The organism is Sphingopyxis sp. GW247-27LB (assembly GCF_002277025.1).
Classification (GTDB): domain Bacteria; phylum Pseudomonadota; class Alphaproteobacteria; order Sphingomonadales; family Sphingomonadaceae; genus Sphingopyxis.
The window spans coordinates 858,019-883,887 of the sequence record NZ_NIWD01000008.1; the positions used below are offsets into that span (position 1 = coordinate 858,019).

General features: G+C 67.3%; 17 protein-coding genes and 1 pseudogene. 9 read left to right on the forward strand and 9 right to left on the reverse strand.

Annotated elements, in window-relative coordinates; genetic code table 11:
- Window positions 1–69 precede the first annotated feature (69 nt).
- Entirely contained in the window at window positions 70–1,773 is a 1,704-nt protein-coding gene (locus tag CD928_RS11615) for a peptidase M61 (RefSeq protein WP_141237142.1), read from the reverse strand.
- A gap of 171 nt (window positions 1,774–1,944) precedes the next feature.
- Between CD928_RS11615 and CD928_RS11620 the strand changes: the two genes are divergently transcribed.
- Complete coding sequence (locus CD928_RS11620) at window positions 1,945–3,429, forward strand: hypothetical protein (protein WP_176473549.1); 1,485 nt, start codon at window positions 1,945–1,947, stop codon at window positions 3,427–3,429.
- A gap of 14 nt (window positions 3,430–3,443) precedes the next feature.
- Window positions 3,444–4,391, forward strand: coding sequence for an ornithine cyclodeaminase family protein (locus tag CD928_RS11625; protein WP_095387202.1), 948 nt, complete (start codon window positions 3,444–3,446; stop codon window positions 4,389–4,391).
- On the opposite strand, the gene CD928_RS11630 is transcribed toward CD928_RS11625, so the two are convergent.
- A complete protein-coding gene (locus tag CD928_RS11630) occupies window positions 4,388–5,584 on the reverse strand; it encodes an aromatic amino acid transaminase (RefSeq protein ID WP_095387203.1) in 1,197 nt (398 codons plus the stop codon). The genes CD928_RS11625 and CD928_RS11630 overlap by 4 nt on opposite strands.
- 170 nt (window positions 5,585–5,754) lie before the next feature.
- Between CD928_RS11630 and CD928_RS11635 the strand changes: the two genes are divergently transcribed.
- Complete coding sequence (locus CD928_RS11635; protein WP_255247125.1) at window positions 5,755–6,933, forward strand: aminotransferase class V-fold PLP-dependent enzyme; 1,179 nt, start codon at window positions 5,755–5,757, stop codon at window positions 6,931–6,933.
- 2 nt (window positions 6,934–6,935) lie between these two features.
- On the opposite strand, the gene CD928_RS11640 is transcribed toward CD928_RS11635, so the two are convergent.
- The 3 genes from CD928_RS11640 to CD928_RS11650 are packed head-to-tail and all read right to left on the reverse strand — an operon-like array spanning window position 6,936 to window position 11,568.
- Complete coding sequence (locus CD928_RS11640; RefSeq protein ID WP_176473550.1) at window positions 6,936–8,429, reverse strand: hypothetical protein; 1,494 nt, start codon at window positions 8,427–8,429, stop codon at window positions 6,936–6,938.
- A 35-nt stretch (window positions 8,430–8,464) separates the two neighbouring features.
- Window positions 8,465–9,931 carry a S10 family peptidase gene (locus CD928_RS11645; protein ID WP_176473551.1) on the reverse strand — a complete coding sequence of 489 codons (1,467 nt, stop codon included), beginning with the start codon at window positions 9,929–9,931 and terminating at the stop codon, window positions 8,465–8,467.
- Window positions 9,928–11,568: a S10 family peptidase gene (locus CD928_RS11650; RefSeq protein WP_176473552.1), complete on the reverse strand. Its 1,641-nt coding sequence runs from the start codon at window positions 11,566–11,568 to the stop codon at window positions 9,928–9,930. Before CD928_RS11650 ends, CD928_RS11645 begins: the two co-directional genes overlap by 4 nt.
- 315 nt (window positions 11,569–11,883) lie before the next feature.
- Here CD928_RS11650 and CD928_RS11655 point away from each other — a divergent pair, with 315 nt between their 5' ends.
- From CD928_RS11655 to CD928_RS11670, 4 genes are all read left to right on the forward strand, one after another.
- The gene (locus tag CD928_RS11655) at window positions 11,884–14,022 is read left to right on the forward strand and encodes an amidohydrolase family protein (RefSeq protein WP_095387208.1); all 2,139 of its coding nucleotides are present in this window, start codon (window positions 11,884–11,886) and stop codon (window positions 14,020–14,022) included.
- On the forward strand, window positions 13,997–14,422 hold the full coding sequence (locus CD928_RS11660; RefSeq protein ID WP_255247148.1) for a RidA family protein: 426 nt from the start codon (window positions 13,997–13,999) through the stop codon (window positions 14,420–14,422). The genes CD928_RS11655 and CD928_RS11660 overlap by 26 nt, the downstream gene beginning before the upstream one ends.
- Window positions 14,419–15,723 (forward strand): APC family permease, encoded by a 1,305-nt coding sequence (locus tag CD928_RS11665; RefSeq protein WP_255247126.1) that lies wholly within the window; start codon window positions 14,419–14,421, stop codon window positions 15,721–15,723. The genes CD928_RS11660 and CD928_RS11665 overlap by 4 nt, the downstream gene beginning before the upstream one ends.
- A 119-nt stretch (window positions 15,724–15,842) precedes the next feature.
- Complete coding sequence (locus tag CD928_RS11670) at window positions 15,843–17,006, forward strand: pyridoxal phosphate-dependent aminotransferase (protein WP_095387210.1); 1,164 nt, start codon at window positions 15,843–15,845, stop codon at window positions 17,004–17,006.
- Window positions 17,007–17,010: 4 nt separating this feature from the next.
- Here the strand turns inward: CD928_RS11670 and CD928_RS11675 are convergent, their stop codons facing one another.
- Window positions 17,011–17,493 carry an Lrp/AsnC family transcriptional regulator gene (locus CD928_RS11675; protein ID WP_095387211.1) on the reverse strand — a complete coding sequence of 161 codons (483 nt, stop codon included), beginning with the start codon at window positions 17,491–17,493 and terminating at the stop codon, window positions 17,011–17,013.
- 296 nt (window positions 17,494–17,789) lie between these two features.
- Here CD928_RS11675 and CD928_RS11680 point away from each other — a divergent pair, with 296 nt between their 5' ends.
- Together CD928_RS11680 and CD928_RS23800 are read left to right on the forward strand one after the other, a co-directional pair.
- A complete protein-coding gene (locus tag CD928_RS11680) occupies window positions 17,790–20,855 on the forward strand; it encodes a TonB-dependent receptor (protein WP_095387212.1) in 3,066 nt (1,021 codons plus the stop codon).
- 34 nt (window positions 20,856–20,889) lie between these two features.
- Window positions 20,890–21,045, forward strand: a pseudogene (locus CD928_RS23800) (fumarylacetoacetase); the annotation flags it as partial.
- On the opposite strand, the gene CD928_RS24025 reads toward CD928_RS23800, so the two are convergent.
- The 3 genes from CD928_RS24025 to CD928_RS11700 are packed head-to-tail and all read right to left on the reverse strand — an operon-like array spanning window position 21,041 to window position 25,817.
- The gene (locus tag CD928_RS24025; RefSeq protein WP_095387213.1) at window positions 21,041–22,918 is read right to left on the reverse strand and encodes an acyl-CoA dehydrogenase family protein; all 1,878 of its coding nucleotides are present in this window, start codon (window positions 22,916–22,918) and stop codon (window positions 21,041–21,043) included. The pseudogene CD928_RS23800 and the gene CD928_RS24025 overlap by 5 nt on opposite strands.
- Window positions 22,915–23,961, reverse strand: coding sequence for a phosphotransferase family protein (locus CD928_RS11695; protein ID WP_095387214.1), 1,047 nt, complete (start codon window positions 23,959–23,961; stop codon window positions 22,915–22,917). The genes CD928_RS24025 and CD928_RS11695 overlap by 4 nt, the downstream gene beginning before the upstream one ends.
- Window positions 23,958–25,817 (reverse strand): AMP-binding protein, encoded by a 1,860-nt coding sequence (locus CD928_RS11700; protein ID WP_217983754.1) that lies wholly within the window; start codon window positions 25,815–25,817, stop codon window positions 23,958–23,960. Before CD928_RS11700 ends, CD928_RS11695 begins: the two co-directional genes overlap by 4 nt.
- Window positions 25,818–25,869 lie beyond the last annotated feature (52 nt).

Here is a 25,869-nt window from a genome sequence, read left to right on the forward strand (position 1 = left end):
TTATTCGGTCGCCAAAAGCTGCCTGTCTCATCCCGGCCAGTGCCGGTATCGCGCTTTCATGTCCCATGCTCAATATTTGCACATGGTCTCGGGAATGGCCTCCACTCGCGCCCACTGGTAGATTTCGACCTCTTCGCCGCGGGGCAGATAGCTTATCTTGAATTCCCGGCCGTCGCGGGTCACGAAGAGGGTGAGTTCCGCCCGCACGTCGCCCTGCAGCGCGTCCAGCGCCTGGCGATAGGTCACGACGTCGCCGTTCCGCAGACCCGCCCGCTCGGCCGCCGATCCGGGTACCAGCCCCTTGATCGTCTTGACGTCGCCGACCAGCGACCTGGGGTCGAAGCCGAGTTCGAAGCGCGGGATGGTCTTGGTCGTCCGCGCGAAGCAGGGGCCGAAATCGCCGCTTTCGGGCAGCATAAGGCCCCCCTCCATCATCGACTTGTGCAGGGCGAGCGCCTCGGGCCCGGCTTCAGCCGCCAGCAGGCCGAGCCAGGCGGCTTCGTCGACCGGCTGGCCGGCGCGCGCCCGGCCGATCATGGTCCGCACCAAGTCGTCCAGCGAACGCTTGCCGCCGCTGGCCTTGCGGATGCGCGCGTCGATAATGGCGAAATAAAGCCCGCCGCGATCATAGGGAAGGGTCCGGATTCGCGTGTCCTCCCAGAAGCGCGGGGCGATCTGGTCGTTCGGCACATCGTTGAGCGCGTTCGAATAATAGCGGCTGGCGGTCTCGTTGAGATCGTCCAGAAAAGCCTGCGTGCCTATGAGCCCGGCGCGCCACGGCAGCAGCGCCTGATAATGGACGGCGATGCCCTCGCCATACCATTGGCCGGGGCCGTTCGACGTCCAGGTATGCACCATCTCGTGCGCGAGCGTTCCCTTGACGCTGTCGGCGGTCGTGGCGGCGTTGTAGGTGGTCAGGAAGGAATTGATAAGCGCGGTGCCGCCGCCGGCGTTGATCGGGTTGAAGCGCAGGAAGACGCGGTAGGGCGGCTCGCCGCCGTCCTCGAAAAAACGGGCCATCCAGCCGTGCAGCCGGTGCGTCCACTGCATCAGCGGATGCGGGTCGAAAGGCGGCTGGCCGAGCCAGGCCGCGGAAAAGCCCTTGCCGGTGACCGCCGCGGGCTCGCGCGACATATGCCCGGCCATGAACACCGTGCGCGCGAGGCGGTCGGCCGGGCCGGCGGGCAGCGCGACATCGCCTTCGCCATAGCTGGAGGTCGCGGTCGCGCCGGGTGCCATTTGCGACAGATCCCAGTCGATCGCGATCGGATAGGGCGTCTTCGCTTCGGGGAGCATCAGGAACATGTTGCCCGCGCCCGAAAATCCGTCGCCGTCGATACGCAGCATGATCGGCGGTCCCGACCCGCGCCGCGGGGGCGTGTTGTCGACGGGCGCGCGATATCGGACGTGCAGCGTCCCCACGACGGCGCGCGAGGCCGTCCAATGGCGATGGAAGACCAGGGCTTCGGGATCGTCCTTCGCGACCAGATCGAGCGGGCCCGCGGCATCGCTGGCCTCGATCGCCGTCAGCGTCCGTGCGGCGCTTTCGGTGTTGGCGAGGACGACCGGCATCGCCAGCAGCGGCGCCCCGGCGGGGGTGCCGTCGGCCGGCAGGGCCAGCGAGACGTCGACGAAGCCTTTTCCGGCCGCCTCGTCCATCGGACCCGGCCGGATCGTCACCGTCATCGCGCCGTCGTCCCGCGCGGCGGCGGCCGGCGGCGACAGCGCGATCAGCGCGGCGATGGCTGCCAGGCGGAGATTCGGGATGGGCACGGATATTTCCTCCCTCTTCATTTCCTCCTCTATGGCGGCTTTTGACGGGAAAAAATTCTCCGAAAATGCTCCGATCGGTCGCGATTTCGCATAATAATGGCAGGCCGCGTCCGTCATCCTTGCCCCAGCCGGCCCGCCGATGCGGCACGGAGAATGAGTGGGAGTACGCCCTTGAAGATCATCGCCGCCGTCGCCCTGTCGCTCGTCGTCCCGGTCGCGCTGGTGCCCGTCGCAGCAGCCGGGCACCAGGCTCGCGCCGCCACGGCCCAGCGGCAGCCGCTCGTTGCCGTTACCCATCATGTCGGCGAATTCGATGGGCAGGAGGTTCCCTATACCGCGACGGTGCGGGAGAATTTCCTGAACGGCCCCGACGGGCGCGCCGAGGCCTCGCTCGTCACCATCGCCTATGTTCGCGATGGAACGGTCGATCCCGCACAGCGCCCGGTCATCTTCGCCTTCAACGGCGGGCCGGGCGCGTCGTCGTCGCCGCTGCATCTGAACGGCATCGGTCCCGCGATCCGCGACGGAGAGACGATCCGCAACAATCCATCGAGCCTGCTCGATGTCGCCGACCTCGTCTTCATCGATCCGGTGGGAACGGGCTTCAGCCGCAATTTCACCACCGCCGCGGGGACGCGCTATTGGAGCCGCAGCGGCGACGCCGCATCGGTCGCCGCGATCATCGAGCGCTGGCTGAAGGCCAATGGGCGCGAGGCGTCGCCGCGCTATCTGATGGGCGAAAGCTATGGGACGGTACGCGCCGCCTATCTGCTCAAGGATTACCAGTCGCGGCTGCATTTCGACGGGGTCGTGCAGGTCGCGGTTGTCAGCGCCCGGGGGGATACCGACGCGGGATATCTGGGCGATTTTCCCGCGATGGCGACGACCGCCTGGTATTGGAAGAAGGCCGGGCGGGGCAAGACGGTCGCGCAGGCGTTCGAGGATGCGGCCGCCTTCGCTGCCGACGTGCTCGCGCCCGCCTATGCGAAGGGCGACGCGCTTTCCGAGGCCGAAAAAGCCGGCATCGCAAGGCGCATGGGGGCGATGATCGGGATTTCCGCCGAGACGATCGCGGCAAAGAATCTGCGCCTGTCGAAGGATGATTTCATGTTCGGCGTCATCGCCGACCAGGGGCAACGCACGGGGCAGCTCGACACGCGCGTCTCCGCCCCGCTCGAAGGAGCGACCCGCGGCGCCGCGGGCGATCCCACCATGTTCGGTCCCGGCGGCCTGAAGCGCGATGGGAGCGGAACGATCGGGATCGACGAGCCCAATGCGCCGGTCGAGCCCGATCGGCCGCCCACGGCGCTCGAACGCTATTTCCGCGAAACGCTGAAGTTCGATACGCCCGTTCGATATTATCGCGGGGTAAATTTCGACGTGAACTTCGCCTGGGATCATGAAGGCAGCTCCGACATCAACGCGATTGTTGCGCAGGCGATGAAGGACGACCCGAAGCTGCGATTGGTGTGGACCGGCGGTTATTTYGACCTGTCGACGCCCGCTTATGCCGCGCGCGCCGGCATGGCGAAGGCAGGGGTTCCGGCGGATCGGACGCAGGAGATTCTCGTGCCCGGGCCGCACTCGGCTTTCGAGGGCGATGCCAACAAGGCGGTGCTCGCGGCAGCGCTGCGGCGCTTCGTGACGCGGCGCTGAGCGAGGGAAAGAGGATGCGCGTATACGGATCGGAGGATGTCGCCCGCTTGCTCGACATGCCGGGCTGCATCGCCGCCGTCCGCGCGGCGATGGCGCGGTTCAGCGCCGACGGGGGCGACCAGCCGCTGCGCCAGATCGTTACGATCGCGCCCGGTGACCTGTTCGCGCTGATGCCGGGCAGCCTCGTCGCGCCGGATGGTTTCGGGGCGAAAATCATCACCGCCTTTGCCGACCGAGCCCATCCCGAACGGTCGCGGCATCGCGGCGTCGTTGTCCTGTTCGATCGCGAAACGGGCGAGCCGCGCTGCGTCGCCGATGCGGGGGAGATCACCGAGCGGCGCACCGCCGCGGCGAGCGCGGTCGCGACCGACGCGCTTGCTCGCCGCGATGCGCGGCGGCTGGCTATTTTCGGGACGGGCACCCAGGCGCGGTCGCATCTCGGCGCGCTGCCGCTGGTTCGCGATTTCGAGGAGATTTGGATCTGGGGCCGCTCGGAACGCCGAGCCGCGGCGCTGATCGAGGCGGCGCGCGAAGAGGTCGCCGTGCCGATGCGCTTCGTCGCCGACGCGCGGGAAGCGGCAGAGGCCGACGTCATCTGCACGGTGACGGGATCGGCGACGCCGGTTCTGCTCGGCGAATGGGTCCGGCCGGGAACGCACATCAATATCGTCGGATCGAGCTATGCGGGTCCGGTCGAGATCGACGGCGGGCTGGTCGCGGCGAGCCGCTATATCGCCGACAGCCGCGCTTCGGTGCTGGCGGCGGGGGCCGAGTTCCTCGCGGCCAGGGCGGCGGGACTGATCGGCGACGATCATATCGTCGGCGAGATCGGCGATGTGCTGAACGGCCGCGTCGCGGGGCGCACCGCGCCCGACGACATCACCCTCTACAAGTCGCTCGGCCACATCGTGCAGGATCTGGCCGCCGCAGCCTATATCGACGACAAGGCGCGGGCCGGCTAGCGGCGGCCGCCCAGCCAGGGCGCGAGCGCGGCGCCCAGACGCGGGATGTTCGCCTCGGTCAGTCCCGCGACATTGAGGCGGCCGTCATCGGCGATATAGATGCCGTGGTCCCGGCGCAGCGCCATCACCGCGTCGTGCGAGATCGGCAGCATCGCGAACATGCCCGTCTGCGCCCGCAGCCCGGCGAGCGCGGGGTGCAGGGCGGCCAGGCTTTCGCGCAGACCGAGGACGCGCAGCCGCATCTGTTCGAGCTCGGCCCGCCATTCGCGCGTCAGGTCGTCGCGTTCGAGGATGATGCGAACCACCGCTGCGCCGTGGTCGGGCGGCATCGACCAGGCCGACCGCGCCGGATTGCGCATCGCGATGTGCAGCCGCGACGCGCTCGCCGCGTCGGGCGCCTTGGCCCAGAGCGCGCCGGTGCGTTCGCGGTAGAGGCCGAAATTCTTGTCGCAGCTATAGGCGAGGAGCAGCGTCTCGCAGCGGTCGAACAGCAGGCGGGTACCGTGGGCGTCGGCCTCCAGCCCGCGCCCAAGCCCCTGATAGGCGAGGTCGACGATCGGGATCAGCCGGCGCCGCGCCGCGACATCGGCGATCCGCTCCCATTGGTCGGGCGTGAAGTCGATGCCGGCGGGATTGTGGCAGCAGCCGTGCAGGAGCAGCGCGTCGCCGGCGCCCGCGGTTTCGAGCGCCGCGACCATGCCGTCGAGGTCGAGCGACTGGGTCAGCGGGTCGAAGAGCGGGTGGGCGGCGATCTCGACCCCCGCCGCGCGAAAGATGGGGATATGATTGGCCCAGGTGGGCGCCCCGATCCACACGCGCCGCGGCGCGGTGTTGGCCGCGATCAGCTCGGCGGCGAGGCGCAGCGCGCCGGTGCCGCCCGGGGTCTGCATTCCGATGAGCCGTTCGTCGGCCGCGCGGTCGGCGCCGAAGGGGATCGCAGCGAGACGGCGGACATAATCGACGTCGCCATCGACGCCCAGATAGACTTTGGTCGGCTGTGCTTCGACCAGCAGGCGTTCCGCCGCCTTCACCGCCGCCATGACCGGGGTCGCGCCGTTGTCGTCGCGATAGACGCCGATGCCGAGGTCGAGCTTGTCGGGGCGGGCATCGGCGCGATAGGCGAGCATCAGCGCGAGCAGGCCGTCGGCAGCCTGATCGGTGAGGCCGGTGAAGAGCGGGGCGTCGGCGGTCATTGAGGCGATCTAGCTCTGCGATCCCGCGAAATCATTTCGAAAATGCGGCGATATACGCATGGAAATTTCGGGCGGTGCGGCCCAGACTCATCGCGTTCAGCAAGACTGGGATCGAGGAGGCCCCTATGATAAGCCGGCGCCAATATCTTGCGGCCAATGCAGGACTTGCCATGGCGATGCCCCTGATCGCGCGGGCGGACGTGCCCGCCGCGACCTTTCCGGCAAGGCGCGACTTCGCGCCGACCGACATCGCCTATCTCGACAATGGTTCGCAGCATCCGGTCAGCCTCGGCGCGAAGGCCGCGATCGACGCCTATTTCGCCAAACGCACGCTCGATCCCGCAGCGCAGGGCTATGCGCTCGACGAAGCGGGGCCGATCGCCAAATTCGCGCAGTTGATCAACGCCGAGCCTGGCGAGATCAGCTATGTCCAGAGCACGACCGCGGGCGAGCAGATGATCCTTCGCGCGCTCGGCCTGCCGGACGAGGGCGCGCATATCGTCACCGATACGCTGCACTTCTTTGGCTCGCTCCCCCTCTATGAGGAAATGGCCAAGCAGGGCTGCGAGGTGACGTGGCTCCGCCCGGTCGACGGGCGCATCCGGATCGAGGATATGAAGGCGGCGGTGCGCAAGGGGACGAAGCTCGTCGCGCTGTCGCTGGTTTCGACGGTCAACGGCTTCGAGCATGATCTGAAGGCGGTGTGCGACATCGCGCATGCGGCGGGCGCCTTCGTCTATGCCGATATCGTCCACGCGGCGGGCTGCGTTCCCATCGACGTCAAGGCCTCGGGCGTCGATTTCGCGGCGGCATCGACCTATAAATGGCTGATGGGGGATTTCGGGCTGGGCTTCCTGTACGTCCGCGGCGACCTTCTGCCCCGGCTCAAGCGGACGAACTACGGCTATTACGGCATCGGATCGTTCCAGACCCACATCTATCCCTATGACACGCCGGGAGACAGCGTCGCCGACTATAGCTTCCGCCCCGATGCGGCGGGGGCTTTCGCGCTCGGCACGCATTCGCACGCGGTGATCGCGCAGCTCGACCATTCGCTCGCCTATATCGCGCGCCTCGGCGTCCCGGCGATCCAGGCGCACGCGCAGACGATGATCGAGGTGCTCAAGAAGGAGCTGCCGCGGCGCGGCTACAGCGTGATGACCCCGCCCGAAGCCCGGACGCCGATCGTCACGGCGGTGCTGCAGGATGCGCGCACCAAGCTCTCCGCGCCGATGAAGGCGGCGAAGGTCAAGCTGACGATCTCGGCCAACCGCTTCCGCCTGACGCCGTCGGTGCAGAACGACATGGCGGACGTGGAACGCTTTTTGGCGGCGCTGCCGAAAGCCTGACCCTAGCGTTCGATACAGCGTTCGTCCGCCACGCCCGCAGCCCGGACCCAGCGATAGCCGGCGACCGCCTTTCCGTCGCGGGTGAAGGTCGCGGCTTCGCGCCGGAAGCAGGGGCCGAAGGCGTCCGATCGCGGTTCGATCGTGTCGGCGCCGTCGAGGATCAGCCGCTGGAAACGCGCCTTCTCCTGCGGGCCGAGTTCGGCGGTCACCATCGCGATCCAGCGCGCCTGGTCGAAGGTCTCGCCTCGTTCGCGGGCGAGGAACATCGGAAAGAGCAGGGTTTCGAGATCGCGCTTGCCCTTCGATGCCGCGCGGATCCGCGCATCGAGGTCGGCAAAATAGAGCGCGCTTCGCCGATAGGGGAGGTGGCGGATTTCCTCATCGGTGAATCCGACCTTGGTGATCGCCTCCGCCGACCAGTTGCGCGCCTTGTTGGTGTAGTAGCTCTCGGCCAGTTCGTTGATCTCGCGCCCATAGTCGTCGAGCGAAATGAACCCGCCCTTCATCGGCAGCAGGTTTTGATAATAGGTGGTCAGCCCCTCGCTGAACCAGCTCGACACGCCGACCGGCGCCTCGATCCCGCCGACCCACATATGGATCATCTCGTGGAACAAGGTCAGGCGCGGCGCCGCGCGTTCCTCGCCCTCGCGCAGCGGGCCGCGCGCGAGCATGAAGGATTGATGGAGCGCGGTCGCACCGCCGAAGGGCGGCTGTTCGCGAAACTGCAGGAAGACGCGGTAGGGCTGGGTCGGCTTGAGGTGGGGGAAATGCTGCGCGAGATAGCTGTGCGCCCGCGCCGTCCAGGCCATTTCGGCGGGCGCGTCGAACGTCGGGGTGCCGAGCCAATAGGCGCTGAAGCCATCGCTCTGCCCCGCCGCGGGAAAGCGCCCCAGCGGGCCGGCCATGAACCAGCTCTGGGTGAGCTGGGACGGCGGCCCGCTGAGGACCAGGTCGCCATCGCCGTGGGACATGGCGGCGATGGACCCGGAAGGAAGCCCGGACAGATCCCAGTGGACGCGCGTCGTCGCGATCGAGGGGCGGTCGGGGAGCAGGAGCAGCGTGCTGCCGGCACCGACCACGCCGCGGTCGACCGCGCGGATGCCGAAGGCCGGCCCGCCGGCGCCGCCGGGTGCCGTCACCAGCGCGCGCCAGGTGACGCGGACCGGCCCCGACACTGGCCGGTTCGCCTGCCAGTGCCGGAAATAGGGGAAACCGCCCGGCACCGGCGGATCCTCGCTGATCGTCAACGGGACCGCGCCCTCCTTGTCGGTGACGGTGATGTTCCGCATCCGGTCGGCGGTTCCGGGCGCGCCGGGGTAGACGATGGGAGCGTCGAGCTTCAGCGCGCCGTCGATCTCAAGCGTCATCGTCACGTCGATCGCCGCGACGGCGCCATTCTCGCTGACCGGGCGGAAGGTGATGGCCGCCTCTTCGGGTGGCGCCGCCGCGGTCAGCAGCGCCAGCGCGCCCGCGCCCAGGATCATCTTCGCTTGCACATCCATTCTCCCCGTCGTTCCGGCCGCTGCGCGCTTCACCATTTCCGTTCGACCATCGCGCGGACATCGTCGGTGAAGGCCTTCAGGCTCGCCTCGATCGTGTAGGGCATATGGCCGCCCTGATAGGTCGCGGTGCGGAGGCGCGCGCGCGGCCAGCCTGACTGGGCGACGAGATAGTCCATCGCGCCGACGGTCGTCTGCGTGTCGGTCCAGCCGTTGGCGACGAACAGGCGGAAGCCCGGATTCTTCTCGAACAGCTCGCCGATCGCGCGGCCATAGGGCCAGTCGCCGAAGGGCGATTTATTGGGCCCCCAGTCCCAGCCGTTGAGCCCGCCGCGGAACGGGCTTTGCGTCACATAGTCGCCGACCGCGCCCGCCTTGAGGTCGCTTTCCAGATAGTGGCGGAACAGCTCGGCATAGCGGTCGGGGACGACATCGAACGGATCGGGCCCGTCGGCCGGTCCCGCATAGCGCGCATCGTTGGTGCCGAGGCGCTGCCCGGGCAGCAGTTGGCGCTGATAGTCGACCTTGGTGATGCGCAATTGATGCCCGAGATACCAGTCGGCGGGCAGGCCGGTATATTCCTGCAGCTTTGCCGCAACCGTCCGCTGGCTCTGCGCCGGCGCGGTGTCGCCCTGGAACAGCACCGGCAGATATTCGTTCGCGGCGAAATCGCGCACATCGGCCATGAAGCGGTCGAAACTGCGCCCCTTCGCGTCGGCCTTGCCGTGCGACCAGGCGATCGCAGCGAGCGTCGGCATCGACACGGCATAGCTGATGATGTTGCCGCGCCGCTGCGCATATTCGACGATATTGACCGCCTGGCCGAGCAGCACGATCCCCGCGACATCGACCCCGGCCGCCTGCAACTGGTGCGCGGCTTCGGGCGCGCGGAGCGTGCCATAGCTTTCGCCGATCAGATAGAGCGGCGCGCCGGTGCGGCCATGAGCCTTGGTCCATTCGATGACGAGCGACGCGAGCTGGCGCGAATCGGCGACATTGCCGAACTGGCTCTGCGGGTCGACCCCGGGGGCGAGGCGGCTGAAGCCCGTTCCCGCCGGATCGAAGAAGACGAGATCGGCGACGTCGAGCAATGTGTAGGGATTGTCGACGAGCTGGAACGAAGCGGCCGGCACCGCGATATCGTTGGGCACCGCGACGCGCTTTGGGCCGAGCGCACCCATATGGAGGATATAGGAGGGCGAGATGGGGCCGCCGTTGAAGGCGAAGATCACCGGCCGGTCGGGCTTCGCATCCTTGGCGACATAGGAGATGGCGACGAGGCGCGCGGTCGTCTTGCCGTCGGTGCCGGTCGCTTCGATGGGTTCGACCCGTGCGTCGTAGCGGACCTTCCGGCCGTTGAAGGTGCCGGCCAGCGGCGTCGTGATCGGCGCGGGAAGAGCGATGGCCGATTCCGGCGGCGGCGCGGCCGCGTTCTGCGCCGCGGCGGGCGCGAAGGCCAGCGCGAGCGACAGGATCGGGAGGAGGGAAAGGCGTTTCATGGCTGCGGTCCTCGCGGGGCGGGGTGGGAGGCCGTCCGGATGAAGGCCTTGAGGTCGTCGGCCATTTTCGGGCCGGCTTCGCCGACATAGGGCATATGGCCCGACAGATAGGCCTTGGCGGTGACGCGGTCGGCGGGAAGGCGGCGCTGGGCGATGCCATATTCCGCGGTGCCGACGGCGCCGAACAGGTCGAACCACCCCTGGATCGACATCAGGCGCAGGTCGGGATTGCGGCGCATCATCGCCGCGAGGTCGCCGCCCGGATCGCCCGTCCCTCCGGCAAAGGGCGTTCCGGCGGCCGCCTCGTCGCGCGGCCCGTGGTTCCATGGCAGATTCACATTGACCCAATCGATCACGACATAGTCATCGTCGATGTCGATGCCGAGTTCGTCGCGGATATAATGGTTGAAGGCACCGATATAGGGCGCCGCATATTGGCCCATCGCGGGGTCGTCGGCGACCGGATCGCCGAGCGAGCCCTGGGCGGGCAGCGTGTAGCGCGAATCATAATGGCCGAGCTCCAGTCCCTGGTCGGCGAGCAGGTGGGTACGGAAATCGCTCGGCATGATGCGCAGCTTCTTTGCGACCAGATAGGTTTCGTCGAGGCCGGTGAAGGCGGCATGCTTGCGCGCGAGATCGGTCAGCGCCGGCGGCGGCAGCGCCTCGCCCCGGTCTAGCGCGGGCACCAGCTCGTCGCGCGCGAAGCGGTCGGCGTCGGCGATGAACTGGTCGAAGCCGCGTCCCGCCCGGTCGGCGCGGCCGTGATACCAGGCCGTCGCGGCCATCGTCGTGAAAGTGACGCGAAAGCGGTCGTTGCCCTGGGGATCGGCGAAGCCGCCGTCGCCGCCGACGAGGATGACCCCGTTGACCGACGCGCCCTTCAGCGTGCCGTCGAGGAACCCGCCCATCAGCCGCCGCGCGACCAGATTGACCCGAATCGTGCCATAGCTTTCGCCGAGCAGGAATTTCGGGCTGTTCCAGCGGCCATGCTTGCGGAGCCAGGCGTTGATGAAGCGGACGCTCGCCGCGGCATCCTCTTCGCGCCCATAGAAATCCTCGGGCTTTCCGGCGCCCCAATAGCGGCTGAAGCCGGTGCCGACCGGATCGACGAAAACAAGGTCGGCGGCGGCGAGGACACTGTGCGGATTGTCGGCGACGGGAAAGGGCGGCACCTGCGACGGCGTCACGTCGCGAAAGGCGGCCATGCGCGGGCCGATGACCCCCATGTGGAGCCAGACCGACGACGACCCCGGACCGCCGTTGAAGATAAACAGGACGGGGCGTTGCGGAGCGCCCGCGGGCTGGTCCTTGATATAGGAAAAGGCGAAGATCGACCCCGTGGGCGCGCCGCCGGCGCCGTGCAGCACCTGATCCTCGGCGATCATGTGATAGGAGATTTTCTCGCCATCGAACACGCCGGTGCGCTTGGCGACGAAGCGGCGGACGGGCATCTCGGCGCGCCCGCCCGGGTCGCGCCATTGCGCGGCGCTGGGGCCGATCGGCGGAATCCGCATGACCGGGCTGTCCCCCGGCGCGGTGGCGGCGGGTGCTTCGGCGGCCGCCGGAACGGCGGCGAGGCAGAGCGCCGCCGCCGTCGCCGCTTTCGCCCATGCCGCGCTGCATCGCTTCGTCCGCATAACCGCCTCCCGCTCGTCCGGCTTTCGTTTTGCCCGTGCTAGCAACTGATCCGGGCGTTTCCATTTCCCATTACCCGCCAATTGGAGGCGTTCGCGCATAATCTATGCGGACGGCGGCAAAGTCCCGGCCCGGTTCAGCCGGGGCAGGGCAGCGAAGGACGGCACCGGCGCGACGGATGCGGCGGCGGCGAATAAATCTTGCGGCAGGGCCCGGGAAAGGCGCGACATTCGCAAAGATTTCGCTTTCCGGCTCGCTAGTCTCGATGCCAAGCGGTCGGGTCTGCCCCGGACGGTGATATGAAAAGAGGAGGGAGCATGACGCGCCAGCGCATCGACGGGCTCGGGACAGCGGCCAAGGGCAGAATCCTGGCGGGATTGCTGGCGGCGGCGGCGGCCGGCCTGAGCGGGATCGGCGCGGCGGACGCGGCGGACGGCAGGCTCAGCATCGTGTCGAACGGCGAAGTGGTCGGCAGTGTCGCGGCGTCGCAGGACGGCGACCGGCTGACGATCGACTATCGGGTCGACGACAATGGCCGCGGCCCCAAGCACCGCGAAGAGGTGGTGTTCGGCCCGAACGGCGTGCCGCGATCGTGGACGATCAATGGAACCTCGCTGATGGGCGGCGCGGTCAGCGAGAGCTTCACCTGGGCGAACGGCCGCGCCAGATGGAAGAGCCAGGCTGATTCGGGCGAGGTCGCGGCGCCTAGCCCCAAGCTCTATATCGTCAACGACGGCAGTCCCTGGAACCTGGCCATCTATGCGCGCGCGGCGCTGGCGAACGGCGGCAGCCTCGACGTGCTGCCCGGCGGGCGACTGAACCTGACCAAGCTGCGCGACCTGGCGGTTGGCGGCACCGACGTCACCCTCTATCGCCTCGACGGCGTCGACCTGCGGCCCGATTATCTGATGCTCGACGGGGCGGGGGAGTTGTTCGCGACGCTGAGCGCGACCGGCGTCGCCATCCGCGAAGGCTTCGAAAAGGAGGCGCCCGCCCTGCTCAAGCTCGGCGCCGATCTCGGCCGCGAACGCGCGCATGCGATCAGCGAGAAAATCGCGCATGATTTCGCCATGCCGGTGCGGATTCGCAACGTACGCATCTTCGACCCGCGCAGCGGAACGCTCGGCCCGCTGTCGACCGTCGTGACGATGCGGCGGCGCATCACCCAGATCCTGCCCGGCGACGGCGGCGCGGTCTCCGGCGACCAGGTGGTGATCGACGGCGAGGGTGGAACGCTGTTTCCCGGCCTTCACGACATGCACTCGCACACGTCGCTCGAATCGGGCTTTTATTATCTGGCGGCGGGGGTGACAGAGACCCGCGACATGGGCAACAAGAACGCCTTCCTGCTCGACCTGCTGCCGCGGCTCGAGGCGGGCGAGGTCGCGGGTCCGCATGTCGTGCCGGCGGGCTTCATGGAAGGGCGCAGCCCCTTTTCGGCGCGCAACGGCATCATTCCCGAAACACTCGAAGAGGCGCTGGCGGCGGTGCATTGGTATGCCGACCGCGGCTATCGCGAGATCAAGATCTACAACAGCTTCAATCCCGACTGGGTCCGGCCGGTGGCCGCCGAGGCGCACCGGATCGGGCTCGGGGTGACGGGGCATGTGCCGGCCTTTTCCTCGCCCGACCGGGTGATCGGCGACGGCTATGACACGATCGCCCATATCAACCAGCTCATGCTCGGCTGGCTGCTCGACCCCAGCGAGGACACGCGCACCCCGCTGCGCCTGACCGGCATGGCGCGCGCCGCCGACCTCGATCTCGCGTCGCCGCGGGTGACCACGACGGTCGCGCTGATGAAACAGAAGCATGTCGCGCTCGACACCACCGCGGTGATCCTCGAGCGGCTGATGCTGAGCCGCGCGGGCACGGTCGCCGACGGCGATGCCGATTATCTGTCGCACATGCCCATCGGCTATCAGCGCTATCGCAAGCGGACCTTCGTCCCGCTCGGCAAGGATGCCGCCGCCGAAGACGCGCGCTATCGCGCCGCCTTCGCCAAGATCCTCGCGACGATCAAGCTGCTCGATGACCAGGGGGTCGCCTTGCTTCCCGGAACCGACGACGGGACGGGCTTCACCGTGCAGCGCGAAGTGGAACTTTATGTGAAAGCGGGGCTGTCGCCGGCGAAGGCGCTGCGCCTCGCGACGCTCGATGCCGCGGCCTATCTGGGCCAGGAACACGACCGGGGAACGATCGAGCGTGGCAAGTTCGCCGATTTCGTGCTCGTGGCGGGAGACCCGACCCGGGATATTCGCGCGATCAAGCGGCCGCGCATGGTCGTGCGCGGCGGGACGGTCTATTTCCCGTCCGAAATCTATCAGGCGCTGGGCATCGAGCCCTTTGCCGCGGCCCCGCCGATGACGGTGCCGGCGAACAGTGGAGACGATGACGATGAAGCGGGCGACATGTCTTTCTTTGGCCCTGATGGGCACGATCCTCTGCACGACTGAAGGAGCGGCCGCCCGCGATCCCGAATATCATTCCCGGCCGGGCTCCGCAGCGCCCTTTTCCCCCGCGGTGCGCGCCGGCGACTTCATCTTCGCCTCCGGCCAGATCGGCATGGCGCGCGACGGCACGGTGCCCGAAGCGATGGCCGAGCAGGCGCGGCTCGCGATGGACAATGTCCGCGATGCGCTCGCGCTCGCCGGCGCGAGCCTCGACGATGTCGTCAAATGCACGGTGATGATGACCGACATGTCGCAATGGGCCGACTTCAACAAGGTCTATGTCACCTATTTCAAGCCCGGCCGCCTGCCCGCACGCAGCGCGTTCGGCGCGAGCGACCTCGCGTTCGGCGCGGGGGTCGAGGTCGAATGCCTCGCCTATAAGCCGCTCGGCGCCGCGCAGTGACCGAAGCGGGGTTGCGCCAGGGCGTCGGGCTGACCGGCGTCGTCATGTTCGGCGCCGGGACCGCGATCGGCGTGTCGATCTTCTCGGTGCTCCAGCCCGCGGCGGAAGTCGCGGGGTCGGGGCTGCTCGTCGCGGTCGCGCTCGCCGCGCTGCCGATGATCCTCTTCGCCGCCGTCTACGCCTGGCTCGCCTCGGCGGTGCCGATTTCGGGCGCATCCTACGAATGGCCGCGGCGTTTCCTCAGCCCTTTCGCGGGATTTGTCATCGCCTGGCTTCGCGTTCTGTCGAACGTCGGCGCGCTCGTCGTGCTCGCGCGCGTGCTCGCCAACTATCTCGGCATGGCGATCGCCATCCCGGCGATGCCGCTGATCGCGGGCGCGCTGACCGGCGTCTTCATCCTCAACTATATCGGCGTCCATGTCGCCGCGCGGCTCCAGACGGTGCTGATGCTCCTTCTCATCGCGGTGCTCGCATTGTTCGTCGGTACCGGAGTGCCGCATGCGAGCACGGCGACGATCGGCGCACCGCTCTCGGCCGGTTCGGCGGCGATCCTTGCGGGCGTGCCGTTGATGATCAGCCTGTTCCTCGGGATCGAGTCCGCGGTCGAGATCGGCGAGGAGGTGCGCGACGCGAAACGCAACATCCCGCTCGGCATCCTTCTCGCGATCCTGCTGACCGCGGTCATCTACGCGGCGGTGGCGGCGACCGCGCTCGGGCTCGTCGGCCCCGCTGCGCTTGCGAAAAGCGACGCGCCGCTGCTCGAAGCCGCGAGGGTGCCGCTCGGCGCATGGGCGACGCCGGTGATCGTCGGCGCCGCGACGATAGCCATATTGAAGACGATGAACGCGACCGCGCTCATCTTTTCGCGCAGCCTGTTCGCGATGGCGCGTGCCGGGGTCTTCCCGTCGGGGCTCGCCGCGATCCACCCGCGGTTCGGAACGCCGCACCGCGCGATCATCCTCTGCTACATCCTTGCGATGTGCGGGCTGCTGATGCCGCCGAGCCTCGTTTTCCTGCTGCTTGCGGTGAACATCCCGACCATGCTCAAATATGGCGCCTGCTCGCTCTGCGCGGTGCGGATCGCGGCGCGTCCCGAATTGCTCGACGCGCCGCCGAGCCTCAACTTCCCGCCGCGCTTGATGGCGGTCATCGGCTGGCTCGGCGTTGTCGCGGCGATCGGCATCATCGCCGCGGGGCTGGAGGCCGATCATCGACCCTATCTGCTGGTGGTGGGCTGGCTCGCCCTCGGCCTCCTCTATTACGGCGTTCACGCTCGCCGGACGGCACGGGCAAGCTTCTGATCCGCCGGGCGGCGTTGGCGGCAAGTTTATGCAAAAAGGCACGCGGGAGCGATGAGTTAGAAAAACAAATGCGCTCGCCGGCCCCTAAGCTTCTCTCACCAGCCGAAACGATTTGATGGATGAGAGACGCCGCTTTGGACCTCGACGAAAGCTATTCGCAGTGGGTGCGACGCACTGTCGCGCGCCGCGGCGCGGCGAAACCGCTCATCTCTCTCTTCGACAGCTCGGTCCCCGAGCCGCGCGAGTTGCTGACCGCGCTCGTCGCGGACGCTTTCGCGGTGCCCGTGTCGAGCCGCTACACCAGCGCCTTCGCACAGGGCAATCCGTTCGTCGTCGACTGGCTCTGCGCCCATTACGGCGTTTCGGCGGAAGGCGTCTTCTGCACCACGGGAGCGACGCGTGCCTTGTCCTTGCTCTACCGGGCGCTGGTCGGAGAGGATGAGGGGATATTGGTCGAAACGCCGGGTTTCGACCTGTTCCAGGATCTCGCGCACCACGCCGGACGGAAGGTCTCAACCTTCGTGCGCGGCGGGCCGGCCTTTGCGCTCGACGTGCGCGCGATCGAGGAAAGGCTGACGCCGGAGACGCGGCTCGTCGTCCTCTCCAATCTCCACAATCCGTCGGGGGAAGCGGCGCCCTATGAGGTCCTGCGCGATATCGCCGCGCTCGCCGAGCGCCGCGACCTCATCGTCGTCGTCGACGAGGTCTATGGCGATTATGCGGGGCGGGAAGTCCGCCCGGTTCACGCCGCCGCCCTGTCGCCGCGTTTCGTCGGGATCAGCAGCCTCACCAAGAATTTCGGGCTCAGTTCCCTGCGGTGCGGGTGGATCGTCGGCGATCCCGCGATCCTCGCGCGGGTGCGCGACCTCGCCGGGCGGATCGAGTTCGGCATCTCCAACCTGTCGCACGCCGTGGCGGCGCTGGTGCTCGAAAACAGCGCCGTCTTCACCGCCTATTCGCAGAATATGGTGGCCGAGGCGCGCGGCGTCATCGGCGGCTATTTCGCCGACTGGCGCCGCGACGGACTGATCGACGGCCGGCTGCCGCCCTATGGCTGCATCGCTTTCCCGCGCCTGGTCGATATCGGCGACAGCGCCGCCTTCGCCGAATGGCTCGGCGACCGCACCGGCGTGGTCGTGGCGCCCGGGGAATATTTCGGCGCGCCCGGGCATATCCGCATCGGCTTCGGCTGCGAACCCGACCTGCTGGACGAGGGGCTGCGCCTGCTGGGCGAGGGGCTGCGGAGCTACGGCCGTGCCGCGCAACGCAGCGCCACCGCCTGACTTCCTAGAGCGCGCGGGTACCCGAAACCGGGATCTCGGTCGTATATTTCATCTCGGCGACCGCGATGATCGACTGAACATCGACCACCCCCGGCATCTTCATCAGCGTCTTGAAGATGAAATTCTGGTACCAGTCCATCGACGGCGCGATGATCTTCATCATCACATCGCGTTCGCCGATGATCGAATAGCATTCGAGGATTTCGGGCGTGATCTCGACCTTGCGCGTGAAATCGGCGCGTTGGGCATCGGTCAGCGTGCCGATTTTGAGCGTCGCATAGATGAAGAAGCTCTGTCCGAACTTGCTGCGGTCGACGAGTGCCACCTGCTTTCGGACATAGCCTTCGTCGCGGAGCCGCTGGAGTCGCCGCCAGCAGGGCGACTGGGAAATCCCGACCTTTTCGGACAATTCGCTGGTCGATAGCGAACTGTCGCGCTGGATTTGCTGGAGGATGCGCAGATCGAGGTGCGATAGATTCTCACTCATGCGCGCAGATTATGCGTGATTGCGCAAAGGGCAAGGTAGAAATTGCAGGATTTCTACGGAAACAAGAGAAATCTATTCGACGCCTTTCGGGTGCTGCGATGGGCGGGGCGGCAACGGCGCGTCGCTGGACGGCTGGATGTTGCATAATTATTGCGCGCCGCTGGCGATGCGGCGGCATATTCGAAATCCTTTTTCCGTCGCGGTGCTTACTCTCTTTCCAGACAGGAACCGGTACGGGAATCGATCGGAGCGATCGCGGATCCGGAGCCTTGATGGGGAAAAAAGGGGAAGGACCGATGGCCGAGATGAGGACGACGCGAAAGATCATGATGGCCACGGTGGCGCCGGTCGCTTTCCTAGCCTGCGCCGTTGCCGCCCATGCCCAGTCGATCGAGGCGGAGGATGCGGGGGACACGATTGGAGAGCCCCAGGCGGATACCGCATCGCAGGGGGAGGATATCGTCGTTACCGGCTCGCGCATCCGCCGCGCGCAGACCGATACCGCCGCCCCGGTCCTCGTCGTCGACCAGCAGGCGCTGACCGACCGCGGCTATGTTTCGGCGTCGCAGGCGCTCAACAACATCACCTCGATCGCGCCGACCTTCGCGCAGGCCCCCGGAAACGGCGATTCGGCCGGGTCGGGCCAGCAATTCCCCAATCTGTTCGGCCTCGGTCCCGGCCGGACGCTGACGCTGGTCAACGGCCGGCGCATGGTGACCTCGTCGAGCGGGCTCGGCGATTCGCAGGTCGATGCGAATATCATTCCGGTCGGCCTCCTGAAACGCGTCGAGGTCGTCCAGGCGGGCGGCGCGGTGGTCTATGGCTCGGATGCGATCGCGGGGGTCGTCAACTATATCCTCGTCGACGATTTCGAAGGCGTCGAAGCCGACGTCCAGGCGAGCACGGCGACCCGCGGCCGCTATTCGACCTATTCGGCGCGGCTGACCGCCGGGACGAATTTCGCCGACGACCGCGGCAATGTCGCGGTCAACGTCGAATATGCCCAGCGTCCGTCGCTGCGCTTCGCCGACCGCCGGCGTTCCAACCTGTCGCGCATCACCCAGTCCAACGCGGACGACACCGGTCCCGACGACGGCATCCCGTCGGTGCGCGAGGTGCTCGACGCCCATTTCTGGGAATTCAATCCCAATGGCGTGATCTTCAACATTCCCGCGCCGGTTCCGGCTTTGCTGACCCGGCTGAACGGCAGCCCGGTGCAGTTCGGCCCCGACGGATCGGTCATTCCCTATGATCCGGGCAACATTCTCGGCGTTCCCTTTGCCGAGGGTGGGCAGGGTTTCCGCTATTCGGACCTTGCGGGTCTGCGCACCGGGGTGAAGCGCACCTCGATCAACGCGATCGGGCATTATGACCTGTCGGATCGCGTCACCCTGTCGGGCGAATTCATGTTCGCGCGCACCGACGGCAGCGAACTGCCGCAGGGCGAGGCGCGGACGATCCTCAACAACGCCGCCTCCAATGCGGGAGCGATCGCCTTCACCCGCAACAACGCCTTCCTCAGCCAGAACGCGATCGACGCGCTCAGCGCGGCGTCGCCGACCTTCGCGAACGGCGGCCCGCTGTTCCTGTCGAAATATTTCTATGACCTGGTTCCCGACAACCGGGTCCGGAACCGGGCCGACACCTATCGCGGCGTGCTGGCGCTGGACGGCAGTTTCCAAGCCTTCGGCGACCGCGAATATTATTGGTCGGCATCGGCTTCGCACGCGGTCGTCGACGGCTATAGCCACGGCTGGGGGGTGATCAATTCGCGCTACAACAATGCGATCGACGCCGTTCGTGACGGATCGAACCAGATCGTCTGCGCGATCAACGCCGATGCCGATCCGACGAACGACGACGCGGCCTGCGCGCCGATCAACCCCTTCGGCGACGGCAATGTCAGCGAAGAGGCGCGCAATTATATCTCGGCGCGAACCGGCCAGGATTATCGCAACAAGCAGACCGATTTCCTCGCCACGCTCGGCGGCGAGCTGTTCGCGCTTCCGGGCGGGATGGTGAAGTTCAGCACCGCCTATGAGCATCGCATCGAAAGCGCGAAATTCCGCCCGCTCGACGCGACGCGCCTCGGCCTGACCGGCACCGGCACGGCGGTTCCCAACCAGGGCGGCCGCTACAACACCGACGAGTTTTCGGCCGAGCTCCTCGTCCCCATCGTCGGGGGCGACTTCACGCTGCCGCTCGTCAAATCCTTCGAGGTCAGCGCCGCCTATCGCCACGTCGACAACAATATCGCGGGGTCGGAGGATCTGTGGAGTCTCGGCGGGCAGTGGCAGGTCGTCGACGGCGTGACGCTTCGCGCCTCGCGCAGCCGCAACTTCCGCGCCCCGACCCTGACCCAATTGTTCGCGCCCAGTTCCTCGGCGCTCGAATCGATGGGTTACGACCCCTGCGACGCCGACCGGATCAACAGCGGCCCGAACCCCGCGCAACGGCGCGCGAGCTGCCTGGCGCTGTTCGAGGCGAACCCGCTCTATGGCACCGGCGGCTCGAACGGCCCGGCGCCTGGCGCCTCGGCGGAAGACCGGCTCGCGGCCTTTCAGAACCCGGCGGAAAATTTCAACCGCGCGCTGGTGACCACCGGCGGCAACCCCAATCTGCGGAACGAGATTTCGAAGACGCTGACCTACGGCATCGTACTGCAGCCGCGCTTCATCCCCGGGCTGACCATCGTCGCCGACCGGATCGAAGTCGACCTGCAGGACGGCCTGTCGGCCTTCACCACCCAGAATTTCGCCGAAGCCTGCTATGACGATCCCAATCCCGATCCGGCGGTCTGCAACGCCTTCACGCGGCTTGCCGCCGGAAACGGCACCGATCCCGCGGGCACGACGATCACGGGCACGACGACGACCTTCAATGCGGGCGTCGTGCGCTTCCGCGGCGAAGTCTTCAACATCAACTATGCCTTCGACCTGGCGTCGGTCTTCGGCGGCGCGAATCCCGGCCGTCTCGAACTGAATGCGGAGGCGACGCACACGTCGCTGCTGACCACGTCGGTCACCGGATCGTCGTTCACGCGCACCGACAATACGGTCGACCAGCCCGACTGGTCGGGGCGCTTCACCGCGACCTATATCAACGGCGGCTTCCGCGCCTCCTATCAGCTTGCCTATCTCGACAGTGTGCTCTGGGCTCCGAACGCGACGATCGAGAGCACGCCGGTTCCGGTGGTGAAGCGCAACATCCGCCATGACCTGTCGATGCAATATGACATGGGGCAATTCCTCATCCGGGCGGGCGTAAACAATCTGACCAACGTCGAGCCGTCCTATCCAAGCCTGTCCTATGGCGACATCATCGGGCGCGAGCTCTACGTCGGCGTCCGGGTCAAGATCTGACGTTCGTCCGCGATGCAGTGGCGGCGTTCGGATGACCGTCTCTCCCTGCGTCGGGACGATCGAAGCTCTTGCGCCGTTCCGCATCGCCCAGCCCGCCCGGATGGACGGTGACCCGACCCCCTTGCCCTATCTTGGGGATGCAGACGACCAGGCGCATGGGGCGTTCGCACTGACGCTCGAGCTCTTCATCCTCCCGGCCAGCGATGCGAAAGCCCCATGGCCCGCCGAAAGAAGCGGGCGAGGCGCAGTTCGTCGGTGAGCCCCATCGCACCATGGATCTGGACGGCGCCCTCGCCGACGGTTCGCGCCGCTTCACGCGCCACGCGCGCCGACGCCTCGGCGAACTCCGGTGCGCCCGGCCCGATATCGGCGAGCAGGGGCGTCGCGAGGTCCGTGAGGGCGCCTGCCTTTTTCACGGCAAGATGCATGTCGACCAAGCGATGCCGCAGCACCTGGAAATCGGCGATCGGCCGGCCGAATTGGCTTCGCGTCCGGGCATATTGTACCGCATCCTCATACATGGTCCGGCAGAGACCGGAGATTTCCGCGGCGTCCAGGATGGCAAGCGCTGCACGAGCCCAGCACCGGGTCGCGTCGTCGGGCGCGAGGTCGATCGCCGCTTCGCGCGTGACAGCGGCGGGCGCCAGTTGCCCGCCTTCGCCTTTCAGGCGCGTCGCGACCCAATGCGTCGCCCAGGGAAGAACGAGGCCCGCGCGCCCAAGTTCGCTTGCGACGATCAGCGCTTCGCGCGCGCCCGAACCGATGCCGCCGAGCTCGGCCGGAACGCCAATCGCATCGAGGGCCAACGGGGGTACCAGGTCCGACCAGGCGGCATCCGTCCGTTTCCCCGCCTGCTGCTCGAAAAAGCGCGCCAGCGTTTCGCGGAATATCGCGAGATCGTCCTCGGGCGGATCGAAAGGTGCCGCAGCGCCCTCGATCGCGAGGCTTGCAATGATGTCGCGCTGAATCTCGTTCGTGCCGCCGAAGATCGTGGCCGCCCGATTGTTGAGATAGCGGGGAACCGCGACCTCCAATATATCGGGGAGGGGGCGGGCGCCGATGCCCGCGGCCATGTCGATCGCCAATGCGTCGAGGCGCTGCATTTCCTCGGTCCCCAATATCTTGAGTGCCGAAGGGCGGATGGGGTCCGACGTCGCGAGCCCCGTGAGCTCGATCGCCTGCAAGCCCGCGATCGCGGCCGCGCGTTCGGCCAGCCGGTCGGTGTGTCCCGGCCCGTCGATCCATCCCGTGGCGAGCGCTGCCTCGCGAAGATCGTCGAGTTGCGCGAGGATTCCGGGCGCATAGCGTCCCCCGCGCTCGAAGCTGAGCAGATGCTTGGCGACACTCCAGCCCTCGTTTTCGTCGCCGAGCCGCTGGTTTTTCGGGACCCGGACATCGTCGAAGAATATCTGGTTGAACTCATGCTCGCCCGCGAGCGTGGGGATCGGCACGACGCTGATCCCCGCACTCGCCATATCGAGCAGGAGGAAGGTGATGCCCGCCTGTCGCCGGCCTTCGCTGCTGGTCCGGACAAGGCAGAACATCCGGTTCGCGAAATGGGCGTGCGTCGTCCAGATCTTGGAACCGTTGAGGATATAATCGTCGCCGTCGGCAACGGCGCGGAGTTGAAGCGACGCCAGGTCGGATCCGGCTCCCGGCTCCGAATAGCCCTGGCACCAATAATCCTCGCCCGACAGGATGCGCGGCAGGAGTTCGGCCTTCTGCTGGTCCGAGCCATGATGCATGATCACGGGCGCGACCATCTTCAGGCCCATGGGAGCCAGCGAAGGCGCACGCGCGGCGGCGCACTCGCTCGCGAAAATATAGCGCTGCAAGTCGGACCAGCCGGGCCCGCCATATTCGACCGGCCAATCGGGCGCTGCCCAACCCCGTGCGTGCAGGAGCCGCTGCCACGGAAGCGTGACCGCCGGATCGTGGAACACGCTGGTGGCGCGGCGCGTCCGGCGCTGGAATTCGGGAGGCAGTTCGTCGGTCAGAAAGGCGCGAACCTCATCGCGGAAGGCGCGATCCTCGTCGGCCATCAGATAATCGAGCATCGTCATGATCGGCGTCGCAAGAGCGAGTGGGCCTGTTCGGCCAAGGCGGGGCAGGGATTGGCGATCGCGGCGCCATCGGGCGTCGTTCCCGCAAGGGCGCGGGCATAGACGCCCTGACCGATCGCGGCGAGGCGGAAGGCCGCGAAGGCAAGGTAGAAGTCCCAGTCGCCGATCGCGTCGCGCCCGGTTCGCCGGCAATAGGCGGCGACATAGGCGGCCTCGTCGGGAATCCCCGAGGTCCGGAAATCGACACCGGGCAGGCTGCCCCAGCTTGGCGAGGCCGAGTGCCACATGAAGCCATTGTAGCCGAGATCGGCGAGCGGATGGCCGATCGTCGACAATTCCCAGTCGAGCACCGCGATCAGCCGCGGTTCGGTCGGATGGAACATCATGTTTTCGAGCCGGTAGTCGCCATGGACGATCGCCGGCGCTTCGTCGTCGGGAATGCGCGGCGGCAATTCGGCGATCAACGCCTCCATGGCCGCGATATTTTCGGTCTCGGCCGCACGATATTGCTTCGACCAGCGCGCGACCTGCCGGGCGAAATAGCCGGTTGGCCGGCCGAAATCGGCAAGGCCGGCCGCCGCCGGATCGACGACATGGAGTTTCGCGAGCGTCGCATTGAGTTCGTCGTAGACCGCGGTGCGATCGGCGGCCGGGAGGCCCGCGAGCGTCGCATCGCGGAAGATGCGGCCTTCGAGATAGTCCATCACATAGAAAGCCGTGCCGACGACATCCGCGTCATCGCACATCGCGCGCATGCGCGGCACCGGAACCCCGCTGTCGCGGAGCGCGGCCATGACGCGATATTCGCGGTCGATCTGGTGTGCGCTCGCGAGCAATGCGCCCGGCGGTTTCTTGCGCAGCACGAAACGCCCGGCTTCGGTCGCCAGCAGAAAGGTCGGGTTGGATGCGCCGCCGACGAATTGCCATACGTCGAGGCGGGGCCCGCATCCGAGCGTGCGGTCGAGCCATGAGGCAAGCCGCCTTTCGTCGAAGCGGTGGCGTTCGCCGACAACCGAGAGGCGCGGCGCCGAGGATTCCGTCATGCCTCGCGAAGCTCCACCACACCGGCCTCGAGCGGCGCCGCATAGAGCCGTTCGACCAGGCCGCTCCGGCGCTCGAGCGTCGCGCGTTGATTCACATAGCCCTTGTCGGTGATCTCTCCCGCGTCGATCGACGCGGGCTCGCGCATCAATATCACGCGACCGACACGCCGCGAACTGCCGCCGGCGCCGGCATTGAAATCGCGCAGCCGCGCGCTCAATTGCCGCGCCAGCGTGTCGAAGGGATCGGTTGCCGGATCGCCGCGCTTCGCTTCTTCGATGGCCGCCGCCGAGGGCCAGGCGAGCAAGCCGATATAGGGCCGGTCCTGTCCCGCGATCACCGCGTCCTGCAGGAAGGGCGAGCAGGCGGCGAGAATGTCGGGCCGCAGCGTGCCGACCGAGACCCAGGTCCCGCTGTCGAGCTTGAAATCCTCGGTCACCCGCCCGTCGAACACGAGGCCCTGCAAGGGATCGTCGGGGTCGAGGAAGCGCGCCGCGTCGCCGAGACGGTAGAAGCCTTCGTCGTCGAACGCCTCGGCGGTGCGCGTCGGGTCCTTGTGATAGCCGCTCGTCACCGTGGGCCCCTTGACGCGGACCTCATATTTGTCGCCCGACGGCACCAGCTTCAGCAGCGTTCCGGGCAGCGGCAGCCCGATCAGCCCGACGCGGCCCGTCGCCCAATGGACGACGGTTACGCCCTGGGTTTCGGTCGCGCCGTACATCGTGACCATCGGAATGCGCTCGCCGGTTTCGAGGACGGCGAGCGCCTGGAGGCGGTCGCTGATGTCGCTCGACAGCGTCGCGCCGCCATAGCCCATGTAGGCGAGGTTGCGGAAAAAGGATCGGCGCAGCTTCGGATCGCGCTCCATCGCGTCGGCGAGCATGCCGAACGCTATCGGCGCCGAGCCGAAAACGGTGGGCGATACCTCGTAGAGGTTCCGGATCGTCGTCTCGAACAGCCCGGGAACGGGCTTGCCCTCGTCGAGATAGAGCGTGCCGCCATTGGCGAGATTGTTGTTGAAGGTGATGTTGCCCGCCGAGATATGGCTCCACGGCATCCAGTCGAGCGCCTGCGGGGGCTGATGCTCCGCTTCGTCTTCGTCGCGCAGCCCCTCCTGCGCGGCAACGACGGACGCCATCATTCCGTGCGTCTGCGGAACGCATTTGGGAAGCCCCGTCGATCCCGAGGTGAAGAGATATTTGCCGATATCGGCGTGGCCGATCGCCGCCAGCGCCGCCGTCACGGCCGGCGTCGGTTCGGGCGCGGTCAGGTCCGCGAAGGGCAGTGTTCCGTCGCCGCCATCGACGGTGACGAAGACGAGACCGGGGTCGAGCGCGCGCAAGCTCTGGAAGGCGCGGGCGAAGGGCGCGGCCTGCTGGGCGAAGACGATGCGCGGCCGCACCATGTCCCAGGCGTGCTTCAGTTTCGCATGATCGGTGGAGATCAGGCTGTAGGCGGGGCTTATCGGCGCGGCGGGGACCCCCGCGGTGTAGCAGCCGAGCATCAGCAGCGCGTGCTCGACCGAATTGGCCGACAGGATCATGACGCTGTTGTCCGCCCCCAGTCCGCGATCAAGCAGCCATTGCGCGATGCCGTGAACCGCGCGCTTCGCCTCGCCATAGGTCACGCCGCGCCAGGGGCCGTGGCCGGGCTCGCGCTGCATGATGAAGGGACGGTCGGGATGTTCGGCGGCGCGGGCGGCGAACAGGTGGCCTATCGATTGCGCGGGTTCGGCGAGCGCATGGTTCGAACGGATCAGGATGCACCCGTCCGGTCGTCTTTCGACGGAAATGTCGGGGCCCTTCTGGGGAAGACGCTTGAAAGGGATATCGTCCGTTCGCCGTGGATCCGCTGCCACAATCTTCTCCATCCGCTGCCGCGACGCGCCGACGGGCCGGAGCGTCGCGGCG

Coding starts and splice junctions, on each gene's coding strand:
- CD928_RS11625 (WP_095387202.1), top strand. CDS start 3,444: ATGCGCGTATACGGATCGGAGGATGTCGCCCGCTTGCTCGACATGCCG.
- CD928_RS11630 (WP_095387203.1), bottom strand. CDS start 5,584: ATGACCGCCGACGCCCCGCTCTTCACCGGCCTCACCGATCAGGCTGCC.
- CD928_RS11635 (WP_255247125.1), top strand. CDS start 5,755: ATGGCGATGCCCCTGATCGCGCGGGCGGACGTGCCCGCCGCGACCTTT.
- CD928_RS11645 (WP_176473551.1), bottom strand. CDS start 9,931: ATGAAACGCCTTTCCCTCCTCCCGATCCTGTCGCTCGCGCTGGCCTTC.
- CD928_RS11650 (WP_176473552.1), bottom strand. CDS start 11,568: ATGCGGACGAAGCGATGCAGCGCGGCATGGGCGAAAGCGGCGACGGCG.
- CD928_RS11655 (WP_095387208.1), top strand. CDS start 11,884: ATGACGCGCCAGCGCATCGACGGGCTCGGGACAGCGGCCAAGGGCAGA.
- CD928_RS11660 (WP_255247148.1), top strand. CDS start 13,997: ATGGGCACGATCCTCTGCACGACTGAAGGAGCGGCCGCCCGCGATCCC.
- CD928_RS11670 (WP_095387210.1), top strand. CDS start 15,843: ATGAGAGACGCCGCTTTGGACCTCGACGAAAGCTATTCGCAGTGGGTG.
- CD928_RS11675 (WP_095387211.1), bottom strand. CDS start 17,493: ATGAGTGAGAATCTATCGCACCTCGATCTGCGCATCCTCCAGCAAATC.
- CD928_RS11680 (WP_095387212.1), top strand. CDS start 17,790: ATGGCCGAGATGAGGACGACGCGAAAGATCATGATGGCCACGGTGGCG.
- CD928_RS24025 (WP_095387213.1), bottom strand. CDS start 22,918: ATGACGATGCTCGATTATCTGATGGCCGACGAGGATCGCGCCTTCCGC.
- CD928_RS11695 (WP_095387214.1), bottom strand. CDS start 23,961: ATGACGGAATCCTCGGCGCCGCGCCTCTCGGTTGTCGGCGAACGCCAC.